General features: G+C 44.6%; 15 protein-coding genes. 9 read left to right on the top strand and 6 right to left on the bottom strand.

Annotation, left to right across the window (positions count from 1 at the left end; genetic code table 11):
* Positions 1-2: 2 nt before the first annotated feature.
* On the bottom strand, positions 3-1,946 hold the full coding sequence (locus tag HMPREF1535_RS17915) for an AAA domain-containing protein (RefSeq protein ID WP_046147045.1): 1,944 nt from the start codon (positions 1,944-1,946) through the stop codon (positions 3-5).
* A 101-nt stretch (positions 1,947-2,047) separates the two neighbouring features.
* On the opposite strand from HMPREF1535_RS17915, the gene HMPREF1535_RS17920 reads away from it, so the two are divergent.
* Entirely contained in the window at positions 2,048-2,704 is a 657-nt protein-coding gene (locus HMPREF1535_RS17920) for a hypothetical protein (RefSeq protein ID WP_046147613.1), read from the top strand.
* A gap of 6 nt (positions 2,705-2,710) precedes the next feature.
* Here HMPREF1535_RS17920 and HMPREF1535_RS17925 read toward each other — a convergent pair whose 3' ends face one another.
* Together HMPREF1535_RS17925 and HMPREF1535_RS17930 are read right to left on the bottom strand one after the other, a co-directional pair.
* The gene (locus HMPREF1535_RS17925) at positions 2,711-4,069 is read right to left on the bottom strand and encodes an MATE family efflux transporter (protein WP_046147046.1); all 1,359 of its coding nucleotides are present in this window, start codon (positions 4,067-4,069) and stop codon (positions 2,711-2,713) included.
* A 44-nt stretch (positions 4,070-4,113) separates the two neighbouring features.
* Positions 4,114-4,959, bottom strand: a complete 846-nt coding sequence (locus HMPREF1535_RS17930; protein WP_046147047.1) for a hypothetical protein — start codon at positions 4,957-4,959, stop codon at positions 4,114-4,116.
* A gap of 88 nt (positions 4,960-5,047) precedes the next feature.
* Here HMPREF1535_RS17930 and HMPREF1535_RS17935 point away from each other — a divergent pair, with 88 nt between their 5' ends.
* The 8 genes from HMPREF1535_RS17935 to HMPREF1535_RS17975 all read left to right on the top strand — a co-directional run bounded on the left by HMPREF1535_RS17935 (position 5,048) and on the right by HMPREF1535_RS17975 (position 16,480).
* The gene (locus HMPREF1535_RS17935) at positions 5,048-6,340 is read left to right on the top strand and encodes an L-cysteine desulfidase family protein (RefSeq protein ID WP_007656511.1); all 1,293 of its coding nucleotides are present in this window, start codon (positions 5,048-5,050) and stop codon (positions 6,338-6,340) included.
* A 299-nt stretch (positions 6,341-6,639) separates the two neighbouring features.
* A complete protein-coding gene (locus tag HMPREF1535_RS17940) occupies positions 6,640-8,184 on the top strand; it encodes an acyl-CoA carboxylase subunit beta (RefSeq protein ID WP_007656513.1) in 1,545 nt (514 codons plus the stop codon).
* A 13-nt stretch (positions 8,185-8,197) separates the two neighbouring features.
* Positions 8,198-9,709 carry an acetyl-CoA carboxylase biotin carboxylase subunit gene (gene accC, locus HMPREF1535_RS17945; RefSeq protein ID WP_046147048.1) on the top strand — a complete coding sequence of 504 codons (1,512 nt, stop codon included), beginning with the start codon at positions 8,198-8,200 and terminating at the stop codon, positions 9,707-9,709.
* Positions 9,710-9,727: 18 nt separating this feature from the next.
* A complete protein-coding gene (locus HMPREF1535_RS17950; RefSeq protein WP_007656521.1) occupies positions 9,728-10,252 on the top strand; it encodes an acyl-CoA carboxylase biotin carboxyl carrier protein subunit in 525 nt (174 codons plus the stop codon).
* 634 nt (positions 10,253-10,886) lie between these two features.
* Positions 10,887-12,002, top strand: a complete 1,116-nt coding sequence (locus HMPREF1535_RS17960; RefSeq protein ID WP_046147050.1) for a DUF4925 domain-containing protein — start codon at positions 10,887-10,889, stop codon at positions 12,000-12,002.
* Between the two features lie 274 nt (positions 12,003-12,276).
* A complete protein-coding gene (locus HMPREF1535_RS17965) occupies positions 12,277-13,302 on the top strand; it encodes a DUF4925 domain-containing protein (RefSeq protein ID WP_046147051.1) in 1,026 nt (341 codons plus the stop codon).
* A 242-nt stretch (positions 13,303-13,544) separates the two neighbouring features.
* Positions 13,545-14,756 (top strand): DUF4925 domain-containing protein, encoded by a 1,212-nt coding sequence (locus tag HMPREF1535_RS17970; protein ID WP_046147052.1) that lies wholly within the window; start codon positions 13,545-13,547, stop codon positions 14,754-14,756.
* 254 nt (positions 14,757-15,010) lie between these two features.
* On the top strand, positions 15,011-16,480 hold the full coding sequence (locus HMPREF1535_RS17975) for a PCMD domain-containing protein (RefSeq protein ID WP_224265125.1): 1,470 nt from the start codon (positions 15,011-15,013) through the stop codon (positions 16,478-16,480).
* 69 nt (positions 16,481-16,549) lie between these two features.
* On the opposite strand, the gene HMPREF1535_RS17980 is transcribed toward HMPREF1535_RS17975, so the two are convergent.
* The 3 genes from HMPREF1535_RS17980 to tgt all read right to left on the bottom strand — a co-directional run bounded on the left by HMPREF1535_RS17980 (position 16,550) and on the right by tgt (position 19,620).
* Positions 16,550-17,272 carry a class I SAM-dependent methyltransferase gene (locus tag HMPREF1535_RS17980; protein WP_224265126.1) on the bottom strand — a complete coding sequence of 241 codons (723 nt, stop codon included), beginning with the start codon at positions 17,270-17,272 and terminating at the stop codon, positions 16,550-16,552.
* A gap of 100 nt (positions 17,273-17,372) precedes the next feature.
* A complete protein-coding gene (locus HMPREF1535_RS17985; protein WP_007656526.1) occupies positions 17,373-18,458 on the bottom strand; it encodes an LptF/LptG family permease in 1,086 nt (361 codons plus the stop codon).
* Positions 18,459-18,489: 31 nt separating this feature from the next.
* Positions 18,490-19,620 carry a tRNA guanosine(34) transglycosylase Tgt gene (tgt, locus tag HMPREF1535_RS17990; RefSeq protein WP_007656528.1) on the bottom strand — a complete coding sequence of 377 codons (1,131 nt, stop codon included), beginning with the start codon at positions 19,618-19,620 and terminating at the stop codon, positions 18,490-18,492.
* Positions 19,621-19,637: the final 17 nt, after the last annotated feature.

The raw sequence follows: 19,637 nt of genomic DNA on the forward strand, positions 1-19,637 counted from the left end.
TTTTATTTCCGGTGAATAGAATCGTCTGTTTCTGTTGCGGGTTTTAATGGGATCACATGGCCGTTGGCTGTGATGTATTTGTATAATTCCCGATAAAAAGTATGTTTTGTCAACGTGGAGGCATCGCCCAGTATGATCAGTTTCATTCGGGCACGGGTGATGGCAACGTTCATGCGGCGCAGGTCGTTCAGGAAACCGATATTTCCCTGGTCATTGGCACGTACCAGGCTGATCATGATCACATCGCGCTCCTGGCCCTGGAAACCGTCTACGGTATGGACGGTAATCAGTTTGCGGAAAGGCTTGAAAAAAGCATTCCGTTTGATCAGGCCACGAATATATTGCACCTGTGATTTGTAGGGAGAGATCAGTCCGAAGTCGATGCTTTCGTCCAGTACGCGTTCTTTACTGATCTTTTCGATATAGGCTTGCAGTTGCTCCACCAGCAGTTCCGCCTCTTTTTTATTGATCCGGCTCTGGCTTTCGGATAATTGATCTTCCTCAAAATCACAATCTGCCGTATCGAACCACACGACAGGTGTGTCGTAGGCGAGGATACCGCGGTACTTTACTTCCGGCGCAGCCTGCAACTCATCCTGGTAAAACCAGCGGGACGAGAAACGCATGATATCTTCATGCATCCGGTATTGTACTTTAAGCAGGGAGACAGTCTCAGGTTTGCCGGCTGCTACTTTCTGCATCAAAGTACGGTCCAGTCCGCCGCGGGTAGCTTCTATACATTTAATAGTAGGAGGAAGTTGGTGATGGTCGCCTGCCAGAATCACCCTGTCCGCTTTGCTGATGGCAATCCAACAGGCAGCTTCCAGTGCCTGTGCTGCCTCATCGATAAAGAGGGTGGTAAAATTATGGTTGGTCAGCACCCGGTTGGCAGAACCCACCAGCGTACATGCTATGACGCGGGCTTCGCTGAACAGGTCGGCGTCTATCTGCACCTCCAGTTCGGTGGCACGGAAGCGCAGGCGGGAAAGACGGTTACGGGCCGTGTCCTTTTCGCTGTGACTTTTCTTACGGAAAGAGGATTGTATCTCCCGGATTGCTTTGCGGATTCCCCAAAGTTCGGAGTAGTCGGGATGCGACTCGAAGCGCCGTTCATACGTAAATGAAAGCATTTTGTCATTCACCCGTGTCGGGTTGCCGATACGGAGCACGTTGATACCCCGGTCTACCAGTTTTTCCGATATCCAGTCGACAGCCGTATTGCTTTGGGCGCAGACCATTACCTGGTTTTCCCTGTGCAGCGTTTCGTAGATCGCTTCGACCAGTGTCGTTGTTTTCCCGGTTCCGGGAGGGCCATGTACGATAGATACTTCTTTAGCCGACAGCACATGGTTGACCGCCTCCTCCTGGGTTGTGTTTAACCACGGGAAACGTATCGGGAACAGGTTTCTCCGGCTGGTCGGTGTCTTCCCCAGCAACACATCACGCAGATGGGCAAGCTGGTTATTTTTTGCTTTCATTACACCGGATAGTGCATTGAACATCGTTTTATAGCTTGTCTCGTCGAAGTAGAGTTGAACACCCAGTTCACTGTTAACGTTTTGCAGGTCGAATAAAGCGGAAGGTGTCGGAAGGACGACGACCATCCGGTCGTCCTGTACATAGCTGATGATGCCGGAGAAATTCAGATAACGCGGACTGCCGGTTCCGTTTGTCGTAAAGAAACAAACCGGACGTCCGTACTCAAAATTATGTTCGATCTCCTTATCGTCCCTGCGTTCTATTTCAATGACGAGCTGATTGAGCGAATTATAATAACTTTTTCCCGGAATCACAGGATACCAGCAAAGTCCCTGTTGTATTTTCCTGTGAATGCCCACCCGTTCGGCTTGTTGCCTGTACGTCTCTTTCTCATATTCATACTCCATTTGGAGAAGATCATATTGGCGTTGCAGATCTGCGGATGGTGTCTGGAATTGATTGATCATTATTCTTTGTTTAACTGGCCGCAAACTTACATAAAAAAATGGAATTGAATGGGGGTTTTTGCTCTTTCCGATGTCATAAAGTCAAACTGAAGGATTTTTATATGAGAAATGTGATTCTATCCATAATGCTCTCTTTATTGCTTCTGCCGGGTTGCGGCTCTATGAGGAATATGAGTAGTGAAGACCGGGTCGGTTTTGGCGCACAGGTCGGCTCTTTTATCGGGTGGCTTTTCGGTGGATTGATCGGAGAGGCGATCAATGATGAGAATGGTGCTGAAATAGGTGCGTTTATAGGAACGGCTGTGGGTGGCGTTGCCGGTGCTTCGATTGCAGCCAGTACGGAAGAGGAAACGCATATTGTAAGGAGAAGTCCAAAATATACACCGTCGTCTCACGTCCTTCTTCCGGACTTGCAGATAGAGGATATTCTTCTGGATGAAGATAGCATCACCTATAATCAAAAGATCGATGCGGGAGAAACCTGTCGTATCTCTTTTGTAATCGTGAATAACAGTTTTCAGGATGCATTGAATGTACTTCCGGTAGTCAAACTGGAAGAAGGAGAAAACCTGGAACTATCCGAACCTGTTCGGATTGCCCGGGTTGCCCATGATACTCCCATCACTTATGAAGTCACAGTACATGCTTCTCCCGAATTACAAACAGGCACAGTCGTTTTCAGTGTACGTCTGGAAGAGGGACGCGGCAATGGCACGGAGGCGGAAACATTTACCGTTGAAACGTTGGGTAAAGAGTGAAATTTATCATACACCGGTCATCCTGTTCAGTATCTTCGGAAATTGTATAAAGAAAATGATCGTACAGCAGATAGCCGCCGCTGCATCGGAAATGCCTTCTGCCGCATAGACGCCTATCATTCCCATAAAATGCGGTAAGATCAAGGCTAACGGAACAAGCAGGATTACTTTGCGGAGTAATGCGATAAAGATGGAAATCTTAGCCTGGCCCAGGGCAACGAACATATTCTGGCAGGCACGCTGCAAGCCGAAAATGGTCATACCAGCCAGGAATACAGGCATAACCTGCTTCACAGTTTGTATTAGCTCTTCATCCGAAGTGAAAGCCGAAGCGATGACGGATGGAAACAGAATCATCAGCAACATCAGGACAAAATTGAACAGGAACATGAAAGTCACTACGATCCTGAAACATTCTTTTACCCTTTCTTTATTCCCATGCCCGTAATTATAGCTGACAATAGGTACGAACCCCAGGGCGAAGCCTGTCAACGGGACACTGACAAAAAGCATCGAACTTTGCATAACGGTCAACGCGCTCACGTAAATATCGCCGAATGTCTTTAGCATACCGTTCAGCACAAAACCTACCAGGCTTTCCGTACTGGCCATGATAAAAGGCGATATGCCTAAAGCCAGAGTCGCCCCGATCACTTTCCTGTCCGGTTTCATATACTGCTTTTCGAGCCGAAGGGAGGCGCGGGAAGAAGTCAGAAAAGACAACACCCAGATGGCGCTGCCGGCCTGTGAAATAATCGTGGCTAATGCCGCTCCTTTTACTCCCATGTTGAAACCAAAAATGAAAAGCGGGTCGAGCATGATATTGAGGAAGGCGCCGATCATTACCGACCACATGGCAATACCCGGACGTCCTTGCGTATTGATGAAGGTATTCAAGCCTACCGATATTTCGACAAATAACGTACTGATCAGATAGATAGAAAGATAATCGGTGGCGTATCCGAGTGTTTGTTCCGAGGCTCCGGTGAACAGCAGGATCGGCTTCATGAAAATATAGGCGAGGGTGGAAGTCAGCACGGTAAAGATCAGCAATAGTATAAAGCCGTTCCCCAGTATCTTTCCGGCCTGCTGCCGGTTTCCCTGTCCGAGGGCAATTGCTGCAAGCGGAGCACCTCCGCCTGCAACAATGGATGAAAATGCGGAAATCAGGATAATAATCGAACCGGCTACCCCGATGCCGGCAAGTGCCGGTGTGCCTATTCCCGGAATATGCCCGATATAAATACGGTCTACAATATTGTAGAGCAGGTTTACCATTTGGGCAACTATCGCAGGCAGTGCCATCCGGAAGATAAGAGGTAGCATACGGTCTGTTCCCAGCCGTTCTTCGTATATCTGATTCATTCTTTGTGTTATGATTAGAAAACGAAGCCAAAATTACTTATAATTCAATACGTGGCAAAATCTGATATCTTTTTCCTCAGTTTCGTGTTCGAATTATAGTGATAATAAGTCGGGGCAGAGGACGGGAAATAATAAAGGTCCTGCGTTTTGTTGTCGACCTCCACTTTGTATACCGGCAAGGGTAATGTTTTCGATTCGGACTCAGGCCGATAATATTCATCATATTCTTTCAGCTTCGATATGCGTAACAACGGTATTTTCGGCCCGTATAATTTTTGCAGCGAATGCACGATGTCGGGGCGTGTGACAATAAAACGTTGCGGAACGTTATTCGCAGCATAAATATATTCAGATTGCACGGCATTATTCCCCTTTTGACGTATAATCTCTACCAGCGGTTTATTCAGATAGGAGCACAACTTTAGCATACAGATCTTCTCCCCGTCATTAGCAGATGTCCCGTAAGCATCCGGTTGCAAAAGCAGGTAAGGTTCCATACTAAAATTATCCAGTAGGAGAGGCGGATGCAGCCGGTCCTGTTCTGCTGCCGTATGAGTATCGCCCAGCCATTTCGGGATAGGCGACATGGAGAGCAATCCGGTTATGATAAACGAACTCATACATAGGCCGACTGCCGTATCCGTCACCTGTTTCCATTTGCCGTTTCCCCACCGGACCGGGAGTGGTTGCGGCTTGTCGGTATCCCGGCCTGTCCATTTCTGCCGGAGCTTGCCGGTGACCACGTACAAGACTCGTCCGGTGAACAGACAAAGCAGGCAGGTGAAGCAAAGAACCAATGGAATCCATAATTCCGGATATTCTATGCTGAAGAAGCCTTTAGTAGCCTTTATCACCCTGTGAGTTAGGCGGTGCGAAGATATTATTTTCATTCTTAATTTAGCAAAACATATAACATAAATTAGAAATCATTACCTTTGCCGGAAACATGAATAATCTAACGCATAAAACATCGCTGTCATGGATAATATAACAAAATCACAAATCATATCACTGATCCATCAGGAGGTAATCCCCGCTATTGGCTGTACGGAACCGGTTGCTGTGGCTTTGGCTGCCGCGAAAGCTGCCGAGGTATTGGGCGAACGTCCGGAAAAGATAGACGTATTACTTAGTGCCAATATCCTGAAGAATGCAATGGGAGTGGGGATACCCGGAACAGGGATGGTGGGATTGCCTATCGCGATCGCTCTCGGAACACTGATCGGTAAATCTTCGTACGAACTGGAAGTGCTGCGTGACATCACGCCGGAAGCATTACAGGCCGGAAAAGCCATGATAGACGAAAAGATCATCCATATTGCCCTGAAGGAAAATGTCGACAAGTTATATATCGAAGTGATCTGCACGGCAGGCGACCAGACTTCCCGGGTTATTATTTGCCATGAACATACACATATTATATATGTAGAGAAAAACGGGGAAGTATTGACCGATCTGCGTCAGTCGGATGCAACGGACGATAAGCCATGCGGCGGAGATGAATTGAAACTCTCTTTCTCTACCGTATATGAGTTTGCGATGGAAATGCCGCTGGATGATATCCGTTTTATCCTTGAAACGGCAGATCTGAATAAGAAAGCCGCCCAGGCTTCCATACAGGGACACTATGGGCATACCGTCAGCAAAACTGTTTCCGGCGAATACGGCAAGAAATATATGGGCGACTCTGCCTATACCCACATGTTGGTGATGACAGCTGCCGCCTGCGATGCCCGTATGGACGGGGCGATGATCCCGGTTATGAGTAACTCCGGCAGCGGCAACCAGGGAATTGCGGCGACGTTGCCGGTCCTTTCGTTTGCGGAAGATATTAAATGTACGGAAGAGCAGTTGATACGTGCCCTGATGCTCAGCCATCTGATGGTTATTTATATCAAGCAGAGCCTGGGACGTCTCTCTGCATTATGCGGATGCGTTGTGGCTGCCACGGGTTCCAGTTGCGGCATCACTTACCTGATGGGAGGAAGCAAGATGCAAATATCGTATGCAATCAAGAATATGATCGGAAATATTACCGGAATGATCTGCGACGGGGCAAAACCGAGTTGCGCATTGAAGGTGTCGAGCGGTGTCTCTACTGCCATGATCTCAGCCTTGATGGCCATGGAGAATAAGGTGGTGACTCCGGTAGAAGGTATTATCGACGAAGATGTGGACAAGTCGATCTCGAACCTGACGGCGATAGGTTCCCGCGGAATGGAAGAAACAGATAAATTGGTATTAGATATTATGACAGGTAAATCCTGTTAGAAAGATTGTTGTTTTACTTTATTTCAGACCTCCCAATGGCATACAGGGTGCCGTTGGGAGTTTTTTTATGCATTAAAAGCGGCTTGGATAAATTTCATCAATACTTTCATTGATAAATTCGATCAAATTCCGTAACTGTTTCGTGGTTTCAAATGTTTACATTGTAAGGGAATTAAGACACGGAGTGTTTTCACGGTGTAATTTATCACACAGTTTAAGCCGTCTGTTCATCTTATTTTTGCAAAAGACAGATTTGCAAGTGAATTAAAGTTCATCAATCAATAAAAACCGACATCGCCATGAAAGAGAAAATTGAACAATTGGCGGCTCTGAACCATCAGGCAGAGCTGGGAGGCGGCGAAGACCGTATCGCGAAACAACATGCAGCAGGCAAGTTAACAGCCCGCGAGCGAATCGAATTACTCCTTGAGAAAGGTAGCTTTGTAGAAGTCGACAAGTTTGTAACTCATCGGTGTACAGAGTTTGGTCTCGAAAAACAACGCCCGTTAGGAGATGGGGTTGTAACGGGATATGGTTTAATCGGTAAACGTACCGTATTTGTATTTGCCCAGGATTTTACCGTTTTCGGAGGCGCCCTTTCAGAGACGTATGCCCGGAAAATTTGTAAAATCATGGATATGGCGATGCAACTCGGTGCGCCTGTTATCGGACTGAATGATTCCGGAGGAGCACGTATCCAGGAAGGTGTCCGTTCGTTGGCGGGATATGCCGAAATCTTTTTACGCAATTCAATGGCTTCGGGGGTAATCCCGCAGATCAGTGCCATTATGGGACCGTGTGCCGGAGGAGCAGTCTATTCACCGGCGTTGACCGATTTTATTTTTATGGTGAAAGATTCCAGTTATATGTTTATTACCGGGCCGGAAGTGGTAAAGAGTGTCACCCAGGAGGAAGTCTCCATGCAGGACCTGGGAGGTTCGGAAGTACATAGCACCCGTTCAGGCGTGGCTCATTTCACCGGCGATAATGATATGGATTGTATCCTGAAGATACGTGAACTCATGTCATTCCTCCCCAGCAATAATATGGAGGAACCGCCTTTCATTCCTACGACGGATAGTGCCAACCGCATTGACGAACAACTCAATAATCTGATCCCGACCAATCCGAATCAGCCCTATGATATGAAGGAACTGATCGAATCGGTGGCCGACGATCATAACTTCTTTGAAGTGCAGGAAGAATATGCCAAAAATATTGTGATCGGATATATCCGGTTGAATGGAAAAACGATCGGTGTGGTAGCCAACCAGCCGGCAGCTCTGGCAGGAACACTGGATATTAATGCTTCGGTAAAAGCTGCCCGTTTCGTTCGTTTCTGTGATGCGTTCAATATACCGCTGCTGACCTTTGTGGATGTTCCGGGATTCCTTCCGGGCGTCAATCAGGAATATGAAGGCATTATCCGCCATGGGGCCAAATTGCTCTATGCTTATTGCGAAGCGACAGTGCCGAAAGTAACGGTCATTACCCGTAAAGCCTATGGCGGTGCCTATGATGTGATGAGTTCCAAACATATCCGCGGTGATATCAATTTCGCTTACCCGACTGCCGAGATTGCCGTTATGGGACCGGATGGCGCTGTAAATATCCTTTTCCGTAAAGAACTGAAAAAAGCGGAAGATGTGGAAAAGAAACGTAAGGAACTACAGGACGATTACCGTGAAAAGTTCGCCAACCCATACCGGGCAGCCGAACTGGGGTATGTAGACGAAATCATCGAACCGTCGGGAACCCGTGCCCGCCTGATCCGCAGCTTCGAGTTGCTTGCCAACAAACGGCAGTCCAACCCGCCGAAGAAACATTCCAATTTACCACTTTAATACGCGAACGATTATGATTAAGAAAGTACTAGTAGCCAACCGCGGCGAAATTGCGATGCGAATCTTTCGTACCTGCCGCGTAATGAATATACCCACCGTTGCGATTTACACCCATGTAGACCGGGGAGCCTTGCATGTTCGGTATGCCGAAGAAGCCTATTGTATCTCTGAAGATGAATCAGATACTTCTTACCTCAAACCCGATGCGATTCTGGCGATTGCCCAAAAAACGGGTGCAGCTATCCATCCGGGTTACGGTTTCCTTTCGGAGAATGCCGATTTTGCCCGTCGCTGCGAAGAAGAAGGTATCATCTTTATCGGTCCGAGTGCCGATGTGATAGCCAAAATGGGAATCAAGACGGAAGCCCGTAAGATCATGAAAGCAGCCGGTGTGCCGGTTGTTCCCGGGACGGAAGAACCGGTTAACAATATCGACGAAGTGCGTAAGGTCGCCAAAGAGGTCGGCTACCCGATTATGCTGAAGGCGTTAGCCGGAGGAGGCGGTAAGGGAATGCGTCTGGTTCGTGACGAAGAAGGGCTGGAAGAAGCCTTCCGCCTGTCACGTTCCGAAGCCGGCAATTCGTTCGGAAACGATGCCATTTATATCGAGAAATATATTGAGAATCCGCACCATATCGAAGTACAGGTTTTAGGCGATAAGTATGGAAATGTGATTCATTTATATGAACGCGAATGTTCCATCCAACGCCGAAATCAGAAAGTGATCGAAGAATCTCCGTCGCCTTTCGTGAAGGAAGAAACCCGCAGAAAGATGCTTACCGTGGCAGTCGAAGCCTGTAAAAAGATCGGTTATTACAGTGCCGGGACATTGGAGTTTATGATGGATAAAGATCAGAACTTCTATTTCCTGGAAATGAACACCCGCCTACAAGTGGAGCATCCGGTGACGGAAGAGGTTACGGGTGTCGACCTGGTACGTGATATGATACTGGTTGCCGCCGGAAATCCGTTGCCCTACAAACAGGAAGATGTAGAGTTTCGCGGTGCCGCCATCGAATGCCGTATTTATGCCGAAGACCCGGAAAACAATTTCATGCCTTCCCCCGGCATCATCAAAGTGCGCGAAGCTCCCGAAGGACGTAATGTCCGCCTGGACAGTGCTGCCTATGCCGGATTTGAAGTCTCCCTGCATTACGACCCGATGATCGCCAAGCTGTGCACCTGGGGACGTAATCGCGAATCGGCCATCTCCAATATGGCCCGTGCCCTTCGTGAATACAAGATACTGGGGATTAAAACGACTATCCCGTTCCATCAGCGTGTGTTGCACAACGAAACGTTCCTGAAAGGAAATTACGATACGACCTTTATCGACACCAAGTTTGATAAGGAAGATTTGAAACGTCGTCAGAATAATGACCCGCTGGTTGCCGTTATCGCCGCAGCGATCAAACATTTTGAACAGGAGAAAGAGGCTGCCGCCCGTATGACAACAGTTCCGCTGGTCGGTGAATCCTTATGGAAATATTACGGTAAATTGCAGATGACTGCCAATAACTATTAAAAAGGGGAGGACAAGATTATGCCGAAAGCATTAGCAACTTATTTTGCAACAGTAAATGATATGCCGGACACCGAATTTAAAGTGGAGATACTGGAAGACGGCCCGGTAAAGAAAGTTTCCGTAAACGGAAAGATATATGATGTCGATTATAATGTAGGTGGCGACAGTATCCACTCCATTATCCTGAATCATAAATCGCATGGCGTACAGATCACCAATATCCGTGACGACATGTACGAAGTAAAGAACAAAGGCGACTACTTCCAGGTACAGGTGATCGACGAACTGAAGAAGATGCGCCTGTCGCGTATCCAGTCGGTAGCTGTCGGCCGCCAGGTCATCACGGCCCAGATGCCGGGAGTAATCCTGAAAGTAAATGTAAAACCCGGCGACGAAGTAAAAGCCGGAACCCCTCTCTGCGTCCTGGTTGCCATGAAGATGGAAAACGAGATACGCAGCCCGATAGACGGGGTGGTGAAAGAGGTTTATATAACGGCTGGCGACAAGATGGCTGTCAATGATAAGATGTTGGTGGTAGAGTAATTAGTATATAGATTAAGTTTTCGGAAAGCGTTGGCAATATTTATTGTCGGCGCTTTTTGGGTTTTAAGAAGGTTTATTAAACGAGGCTCGCCTCGTGCCGCAGGCTCTCTTTTGCCGTTGGTTTCAACCAACGGTTCTAAATACAGGAGGCAAAGCCTCTTCCTCTGTGGGATTTATCCCCTTTCATTATAATAACACCCAGGAAAGGGAAAAGGGGTTAAAACCCGCAGAGGAATCCGGTAAAACCGGAAGATTTATCTATCCGTCAGTTGAAACTGACGGCAAAATAGAGCCTGCGGCATGGGGTAAAACCCCATTAAAGAAAATAGTTCAACTCTGACAATATTTGAGTCTTCTGCATTTCTTTTTTAGAACAAATGAAAGGAAGGTTATTAGCCGAGGCAAGTTCTCCTTTAGAAATTCCCCACCTTTTTTATTTATGTGGGGAATTTTCCCCCTAATAGTGGGGAATAATCCCCATTGCAATGGGGAAAAACACCCACTCTTATGGGGAGAATATTATAGTTCAGCTATTTCTATTGGCATAGATGATTGATAATTTTAAATCAAACACACCTCTTCTAACAAGCAAATCATTTATCTTTGTGCAACTTATAATAAAGAAAAGAGAGTTATGAAGAAAAGTTTTTTGTATTTGTTTACCGTGCTTTGTACGTTAAATATGTTTACCGCTTGTAGCGATGATGATGATTCGAAAGATCCGAATGGCTTGGAAGTAAATGCCACTTACTCCGGTGAAAATCTAGATTTGAAGTATAGCGATGTCGCTTTGTTGGGCAAGGAAATTTCTTTTGAGACAAAAGACGGTAAGACGGCTACACTCACGATGAAAGGTACTTTTGACATGAGTGTCATTAGCGGACTTATCAATGGCGGATCGAAATCCGCATTAATTCCTAATCTGGTTCCCGGCGTAATTCCGGGAGAAATTACTACGACGATATCGAATGTCCCCCTGACTCTATCCGGAGAGAAATATACGTTTGAAGGAACAGATTCAGGCAACGGGCGTGAAGTAAAATACACCGGCAGCGTGGAAAAAGACAAGCTGGTCCTCTCCCTGAACGTAACCATGCCGAAGAATGACCTGACTGGTAACTGGAACCTGGCGGCACAGCCATTGAACCTTGTCTGGTCGGCAGGCGACGCAACGATCGACCTGAGTGGTTTAGGTATTTCCGGAATCTCCGGCCCGATTCCTGTATCGATGGCTGCACCTATGATTGGACTGTTTGCAGGCCCTATGCTGCATCAAGTACTTGAAAGCATTTCATACGGAGAAGACGGAAACATTACTGCCCGTTATATGAAAAAAGGAGCATCCGACTGGCAGTCTTCCCCGCTTAACCTGGCACAGTATTACATCAAAAATAATAAATTGTATGTGCAATTAAATATTGCCCAGATCCTGGCAACAGTGGAGGCTAACAAGTCTAAAGCGGATATAGGTAGCAGTGAAATCCTGAAATTCCTGGAGGCGATTAAGTTGATCGCTCCTTACCTTTCAGACGGTGTTCCTTTGAGTTACAGCGTTTCGAACGGAACGGCGCAAGTCACTCTCGGATATGACGTATTGGGAAAACTGTTTGCTTTGCTGACCGATGAAGATTTGTCCGGTTTGATTTTGGGAAAATTACCTGATAATTTCAAGGCTGTTATGGCACAAATTCCGGGTATCCTCGAAAAGACGGATGATGTAAATGTAACCTTGATCCTGCAAAAGCAATGATAGCATTACGATTTTTTGAATGAAAAAAGGCAGTTGGTTTATTCCAGCTGCCTTTTCTTACTCAATCTCCGATCGATCGCAGCCACCTTCTTCAAGATATATGGCAGGTTTGTTGGTCAGTTTGACTTTCACTTTCTTGCCTACGCAGGGACATAGTGTTAAAAATCAATAGTGATTTCCTAAGTATGAACGGCATAATTATTATTACAGACCTTAACTTTGAAAAGGAATAATAACTATCTTTGCCCCCGATTAATATTAAACTTAAAAAATAATGAAGAAAAATTTATTGTACTTGTTTGCTCTGATCTGCTCTGTGAGCCTGTTTACGGCTTGTAGTGATGATGATGAAAAAACAGATGACAGTTGGAAAGCTGTTTCTGCTACATATTCTGCAGAGACACTTAAGTTAAGCTTGGATGGCACTGAAGTTTCAGATCAATCTGTAAAAGTAATTGCTAATTCTGCAGAGTCAGCAAGTGTCGTTTTAACAAAACTTATTCCAGGCGAAGCTGAAATTACAGTGGATGCTAAAATGCTTAAAACAGGAGAAAACTATGCGTTAGAAGGTGAAAATAAGACAGATTTACGTACAGTATCTGTAAAAGGGTCGGTAGAATCTGGAATTTTGACACTGGATGTTAAATTGAAAATAACAGCACCTATTGCTGGAACATGGAAATTAGCAGAAATAAAGAAAGACGAAAATGATAGTTTTGTTTCTGGGCCGCTATTCATGACTTGGGAAGCCGAGGATGGGACTTTGTTAGGAGGCTTTTTGCCGATAGAATCAATACCGGCTTTAGCTGGTCCTTTAGGAAGTTTAGTTTTAGGACAAGTACTTCAAAATGTTACATTTCAGGATAACGGACAAATTGTAGCATCTTATTCTAAAAGTGGAATTAGTCTGGATAAACCAGTGACTCCGTCTTGGGAGACTTCAGAAGAAGGTTACGCAGCCTATAATGTAACTGAGACTCAGATTCTCGTCTTTTTGAATTTGGAAAAGATCATAGCAGGATCAAAATCAGAACAATCTTCATTTGATCCATTAATAGAATTAGTTAAGAATGGAATACCTGTAAATTACGAAATTGCTTCTGATGGAAATTCGGCAAGAGTATATATCGACAAAGAGCTTGTTGATAAAATCGTACCGTTGCTTCCTATGCTATCCGGTATGATTGAAGATAATGCTTTAGGTGGAATGGGAGCTTTTGTAAAAGGACTCTTGGATTCATTCCCCGAAGCAATGAATAAAACAACTAAATTAGAAATTGGTTTGAATTTAGTGAAATAAGTTTGAACTAAAATCCGATATAACTATAAGATCTCTATCAGGTTGTTGCAACTAGTTGCAACAACCTGATATTTTTTTAGCTATAAATAGCATTTTTGTGATTCTACACTACTTTATGGGAGATGTTATTAATAAAGAATGTTCTATTTTTAAGGACTTATCAGGAGAGGTATGTTTACAAAAAAAATGTTCTTATCTTCGCACCCTATTAACATTAATAATAATATTAAACGTAATTTACTATGAGTAAAAAATTAGTCTATTTATTTGCATTGATTTGTTCTATCGGCTTATTTACAGGATGTAGTGACGATGAGGAAGAAATAGTTGACAACAGCTGGGAAGAGTTGGTAGGTGATTACAGTGGAGAAAATTTAGTGCTTTCATATGGTGATATGGCTCTAACCGGAAAGAAAGTTACTTTCTCGGCTACCAGTGGTAACAATGGGAAACTTTTACTGAATAATATAATCCCGGGAGAAAATGAAACTACAATCTCTAATGTCGAGGTTAAAAACAGCGAATTTTCAGGAACAGCTACTACTACTTATGCTAATGTGGAGTATGCCGGTTCTGTCAAAGAGAAAGTAATGACATTGAAATTGACTGTCGTAATGAATGACCCGAACGGATGGGCGAAAACTTATAGTCTGGCGGATTATACGACCGGACCACTCGAATATAACGGATATGAGAATCCAAACGCTGTACTTGCGGGTGCTGGTTACGTCAACTATGTTTGTGTTACATCTTCTTCTGATTACGGTACATCTTACGGAGCCATGTTCAGAGGTCTTTTCGGGATACTTCTTCCACAAGTATTAAATTCGGTTACTTTAGGTACAGATGGTACTATCACAGCTAAATATATAAAAGAGGGAAAAATTGAATTCAAAACAGATTGGATTTTCCAGTCACCGACAAAAGAGGTTGTAGAAGCACTTATCCCAACTTCCAATTGGTTAGATGCTCCTAAACACTTGGCCTATTGGTTCCATAAAGATGGTAAACTATATATGAAACTCGATTTAGGCAATATTATCGGGCAAGCGATGGGTAGCAATGCTGATGGAATGTCTGAGATCATAACAACAGTATTGACAAGTGAACCTGCCCAATTAAAACAGTTATTAGCTGGTCTACTCAAAGTAAGTGAAATTCCGGTCAGTGATGAAACGATTGCTTTATTACAGGATTGGGCTGTTAATGGAATACCCATGAGTACAAAAACAGAGAATGGACATACTTATATTTACCTTGACAAGAATGCATTCGACCCGATCATGAAAATGCGTGACGATTCTTCTGATTTCCTGAATCTATGGAATATGTTGAGTACAGCAGGTATTATTCCTCCAGATGCCGCCATGGCAGGTATGTTGTTACCAGCTATCAGTAATAATTGGGATGCTACAGAAGCGTTCGATTTAGGTTTAGATTTAAAAGCTAACTAATAAGCAAGATATAGTTATATTGTTTGAGAAAAGAGGATGCGTCAATGATGCATCCTCTTTTTGTCATATATTATTTCTCCTCTATCACAAACACCTCATGACTGGCGGTATTATTGGGGGGTAATATCTCCCTATCAATTTATCCGTCAATGCCTTTCCAGAACAAAACGTTTTATAAAAAATTATCCTTATCTTCGTACCGCTAAAAAACTTTATTTTACTAATTAAAAAGGTATTAGTTTACTAACAGATTTATGAAAACAAAATTAATGTATTTCTTCGGCCTGCTTTGCATGCTAGGCCTGTTTTCGGCTTGTAGTGATGACGATAAGGTAGAACCTATCGGAACAGAATTTGACGGTGTATACAAAGGAACACTGGATGTAGACCTGGATGGTACGAAAGTAGGTACTGATCTTCCCCAGAAAGTGTATGTGACAAAGGTTGGAGATAACCTGATCAAGATGGAACTGAAGAACTTCAGCTTCGGTGCGATGGCGCTCGGAAATATATCCGTAGACAAATGTAATGTAGAAAAACAGGGCGATAACGCTTGTCAGTTTGATGGCGAACAAAAGCTATCCTTACCTGTAGTCGGCGATTGTGACGTGGTGATGAGCGGTACGATCACAGGTGAAAAGCTGGAAATGGTTATCAATGTAAAGGCAACTCAGGAAGGTGCTGCGATCAATGTGAAGGTAGACTTTACAGGAACGAAATTAGCAGCCGACCAGAGTTCGGAAGCTAAGATTACGGAGTTTACTTTTGATAGTAAAGAAGTGGTTTCACAGCCAGTTATTGATGGAACAAGCATTACTTTTATGGTAACAGATACGATCAAAGCGGAAGAATTGGCAGCTTTGGTTCCTACCATCAAGATTTCAGATAAAGCAACGATTACTCCGGCAAGCGGGGTAGCTCAAGATTTTTCTAAACCGGTCACTTATACCGTCACTTCGGAAGATGGAATTGTAACAACGATTTATACGGTTGCTGTTGCTGGTAAGGTATTACAATATTCGTTAGACGAATGGCTGGATAAAGGTACCGGTAAAGCTGCATATAAGACTCCGTCTCCAGATGATAAATGGGCAACAAGTACTGCCGGAGCTAGTCTGTTAGCACTCTTGGGTTATACCGGTGAACTCCCGGTTGTTCCGACTGATGATGCAGTAAAAGGGACGGCTGCAAAACTGGTAACAGTTTATACAGCTGATGTATCTATGGCACCAGCTCTTACTTCTGGTTCTTTATATACCGGACGTTTTGCAATTGATTTCTCAAATCAGTTAAACAGTACGAAGTTCGGAATCATGTGTGATAAAAAACCGTTATTTTTTAATGGATATTATAAATATACTCCAGGTGAATTGTTCTTGGATGGTTCTGTAAAAGATAAAATTGTAGAACATCCTGAGTTGACAGACGAATGTAGTATAAAAGGAGTTTTATATGAAGTTTCGAGCGAAAGTGAAACTTTGACAGGGGTGGATATCAGTGGTTCTAAAAAGATCGTTGCCATAGCACAATTGGCTGATGGATCAGCTAAATCGGAATATACTCCTTTTAGTCTTGAATTTAAGTATCTGGAAGGTAAAACATATGATGCTACAAAACTGTATAAGTTAGCTCTGATTTGTTCTTCCAGTGCAAAAGGAGATACATTTAATGGTGCTGCAGGAAGTACTTTATTTGTAGATGAACTCGAAGTCGTTTTTGAATAATAGAATATTCACAAGATTTATAGAAAGATGCTATCTGTTTTAGGTAGCATCTTTTGTTATATATTATATTTACTTCTCCGTCACCACAAACATCTCATGATTTGACGTGAAATTATTTGTATCTAGCATATCTTTATATACCGAGCAACTTTTAAATCCTACATTTTTCAATAATGTACAGATTTCCTCTTCATTATAATAACGGTCCCATACGATGAAATGCTTTATTTCATCATCTGTCAGCAGATTGTATTGGTACGTGAAGCACTTCTCTTTCGGATGATGGAATGTCTGGCTTAACAGAAGGTATTTGCTGTCATTCCAAAAGCCGCCGGATGGACTGTATTCCCAATTTCTTTCTTCCCGTTTGTCTTTGATAAGCTCTTCGGTAAAAACATCGAAGATAAGTTTCCCACCTTCGGTCAGTGAGTCGAAGATGTGGTGGAGCAACGTATCGCGTTCCTGGTCGGAATGGGTACCCATATCACAATAAATCATCATGACCGCATCATAGTTACCCGCCGGATAATGGAGAATATAATCATCCTGGATATACCGGATATCTTTCCTTCGTTGGGAGGCGTAATCGATAGAGGCTTTGTTGAAGTCGATGCCTGTTACTTCATGGCCTTGGTCACGAAATAACTCCGCGTATAATCCCGGTCCGCATCCCAGGTCAAGTATATGGGAGGTCGGCCGGATATGGCTATTTATGAAATCAACAATTTTCAGGATAGATGCCCAATTGCGGCTGGCACCGTCCGTTTCAGGATTCAGATGTTCCTGTAACATTTGCTTTTGTATGTAAGGATCAGTCCAAATGTTACAGGATGACCGCTGAAACGGCTTGGGTTTTGTGTCTATTATATTCATTTTAGTTTGAGATTCCGTATTACCTCGGCGCCTTCTGATACAGATAAATGGCGATAAACGTATAAAGGATATTTGGAATCCAGGCTGCCACCATCGGACTCACATATCCGTTGATTGCAAAGGTCGATGTCACTGTCGTAAACAGGATATAGGAGAAACTCAGCGCCAGTCCGATACCGATATTCAATCCCATTCCTCCTTTGATTTTGCGCGAAGAAAGAGACGCCCCGATGGAGGTCAGGATAAATGCCGCCATGATGGAGGCAAAGCGCTTATGATATTCTATCTGGAATGTCTGGATATTACCGATACCACGCGTTTTCTGACGTTCGATATAGGTTGCCAGCTCCGGTGAAGTCATCGTTTCGCAGTCGGTGACGGAAATCAGGAAGTCGGAAGGAATAATCGTCAGCGTAGTGTCCTTGCGGGAACCTTCGGTAATATGTTCGCGCATTCCGTCGAAATCACGTATCATATAATCGATGACAGTCCATTTGTACAGAGAGTCGTATTTGATGGAGTTGGCAGTCAGTTTGGATACCAGCTTCTTGTTTTCGAAATGCTCCAGAGAGAAACGGTAACCCATATTCGGACGCGCATCGTAGCGGTCGAAATAGGCAATCACGCCCGGTTCCACTTCAATCTGGATATTGCGGGCATATTCTACCTTTTTATTTCGGATATACTTATTCTGGAAGTCAATACGTGTAATATTTGCCGGAGGAATAATGAACGCGCTCAATATAAAACTGGCTATCGCAATAATCCCCGCCGAAATAGCATACGGCAACATAAGCCGCCGGAAACTCATGCCGCTGGCAAGCATCGCAATAATCTCCGAATTGTCTGCCAGCTTGGAGGTGAAGAAGATAACCGCAATAAACGTGAACAGCGGACTGAACAGGTTGGCAAAGTACGGGATAAAGTTCATGTAATAATCCAGGATAATGGCCTGCAGGGGCACGTCCGGCTTCAGGAACTTGTCAATCTTCTCGTTTATATCGAAAACTACCGAGATAGAGATAATCAGTATAATCGCGAAAACATACGTTCCGAGAAATTGCTTGATGATATACCAGTCTATCCGTCTTAATTTGAATTTCATGCGAATGTCTTTTTTAGTTGGCTGTCAACTTTTAAAGTCTGTTGTCAAGTTGTTGCACCATGCCGCTTTTCCAGGTAGCGAAATCACCGGCAATGATGTGCCTGCGTGCTTCCTTCACCAGCCAAAGGTAAAAGGCGAGGTTATGGATGGAGGCGATTTGTAAGCCCAACAGTTCGTTTACTTTGACCAGATGATGCAGGTAGGCTTTGCTGTAAAGCGTATCCACATATGAGTTTCCGTCGGAGTCGATGGGAGAGAAGTCATCTTCCCATTTCTTGTTACGGATATTGATTGTGCCGAAACGGGTGAAAAGCTGCCCGTTGCGTCCGTTGCGGGTCGGCATGATGCAGTCGAACATATCCACGCCGCGTTCGATAGCTTCCAGCAGGTTTATCGGCGTACCGACACCCATCAGGTAACGGGGCTTGTCTTTCGGCAATATTTCATTTACAACCTCAATCATTTCGTACATCTTCTCGGTCGGTTCGCCGACAGCCAGTCCGCCGATGGCATTCCCGTCAGCTCCCTTTCTGGCAACATTTTCTGCGGCATGACGGCGCAGGTCCGGATATACGCAACCCTGTACAATCGGGAAGAGGCATTGCTGATATCCGTATTTCGGTTCCGTAGCGTTGAAACGGTCGAAACAACGGTCCAGCCAGCGTTCGGTCAGTCCCAGTGATTTCTTGGCATAGTCGTAGTCGGCATCACCCGGACAGCATTCGTCGAAAGCCATAATGATATCGGCTCCGATGATACGTTGGATATCCATTACTTTCTCCGGTGTGAAGAGATGCTTCGAACCGTCGATATGCGAGCGGAATTCGGCACCTTCCTCATGCAGTTTACGGTTGTCGGAAAGCGAGAACACCTGGAAGCCACCGCTGTCGGTCAGGATAGGCCGGTCCCATGTATTGAACTTATGAAGTCCGCCGGCCTTTTCCAGTATTTCAAGACCCGGACGAAGATAAAGATGATAGGTGTTACCCAGGATAATCTGGGCATCGATATCTTCTTTCAACTCGGTCATGTGGACTCCTTTCACTGTGCCTTGTGTTCCGACAGGCATAAAAATGGGCGTCTCGATTACCCCGTGGTCGGTTGTAATCAAGCCCGCCCTTGCATTTGTTTTAGTATCGTTGTGTTGTAATTCGAATTTCATTCTGCAAAATTTGCTTG

The organism is Parabacteroides goldsteinii DSM 19448 = WAL 12034, assembly GCF_000969835.1.
Lineage (GTDB): Bacteria > Bacteroidota > Bacteroidia > Bacteroidales > Tannerellaceae > Parabacteroides > Parabacteroides goldsteinii.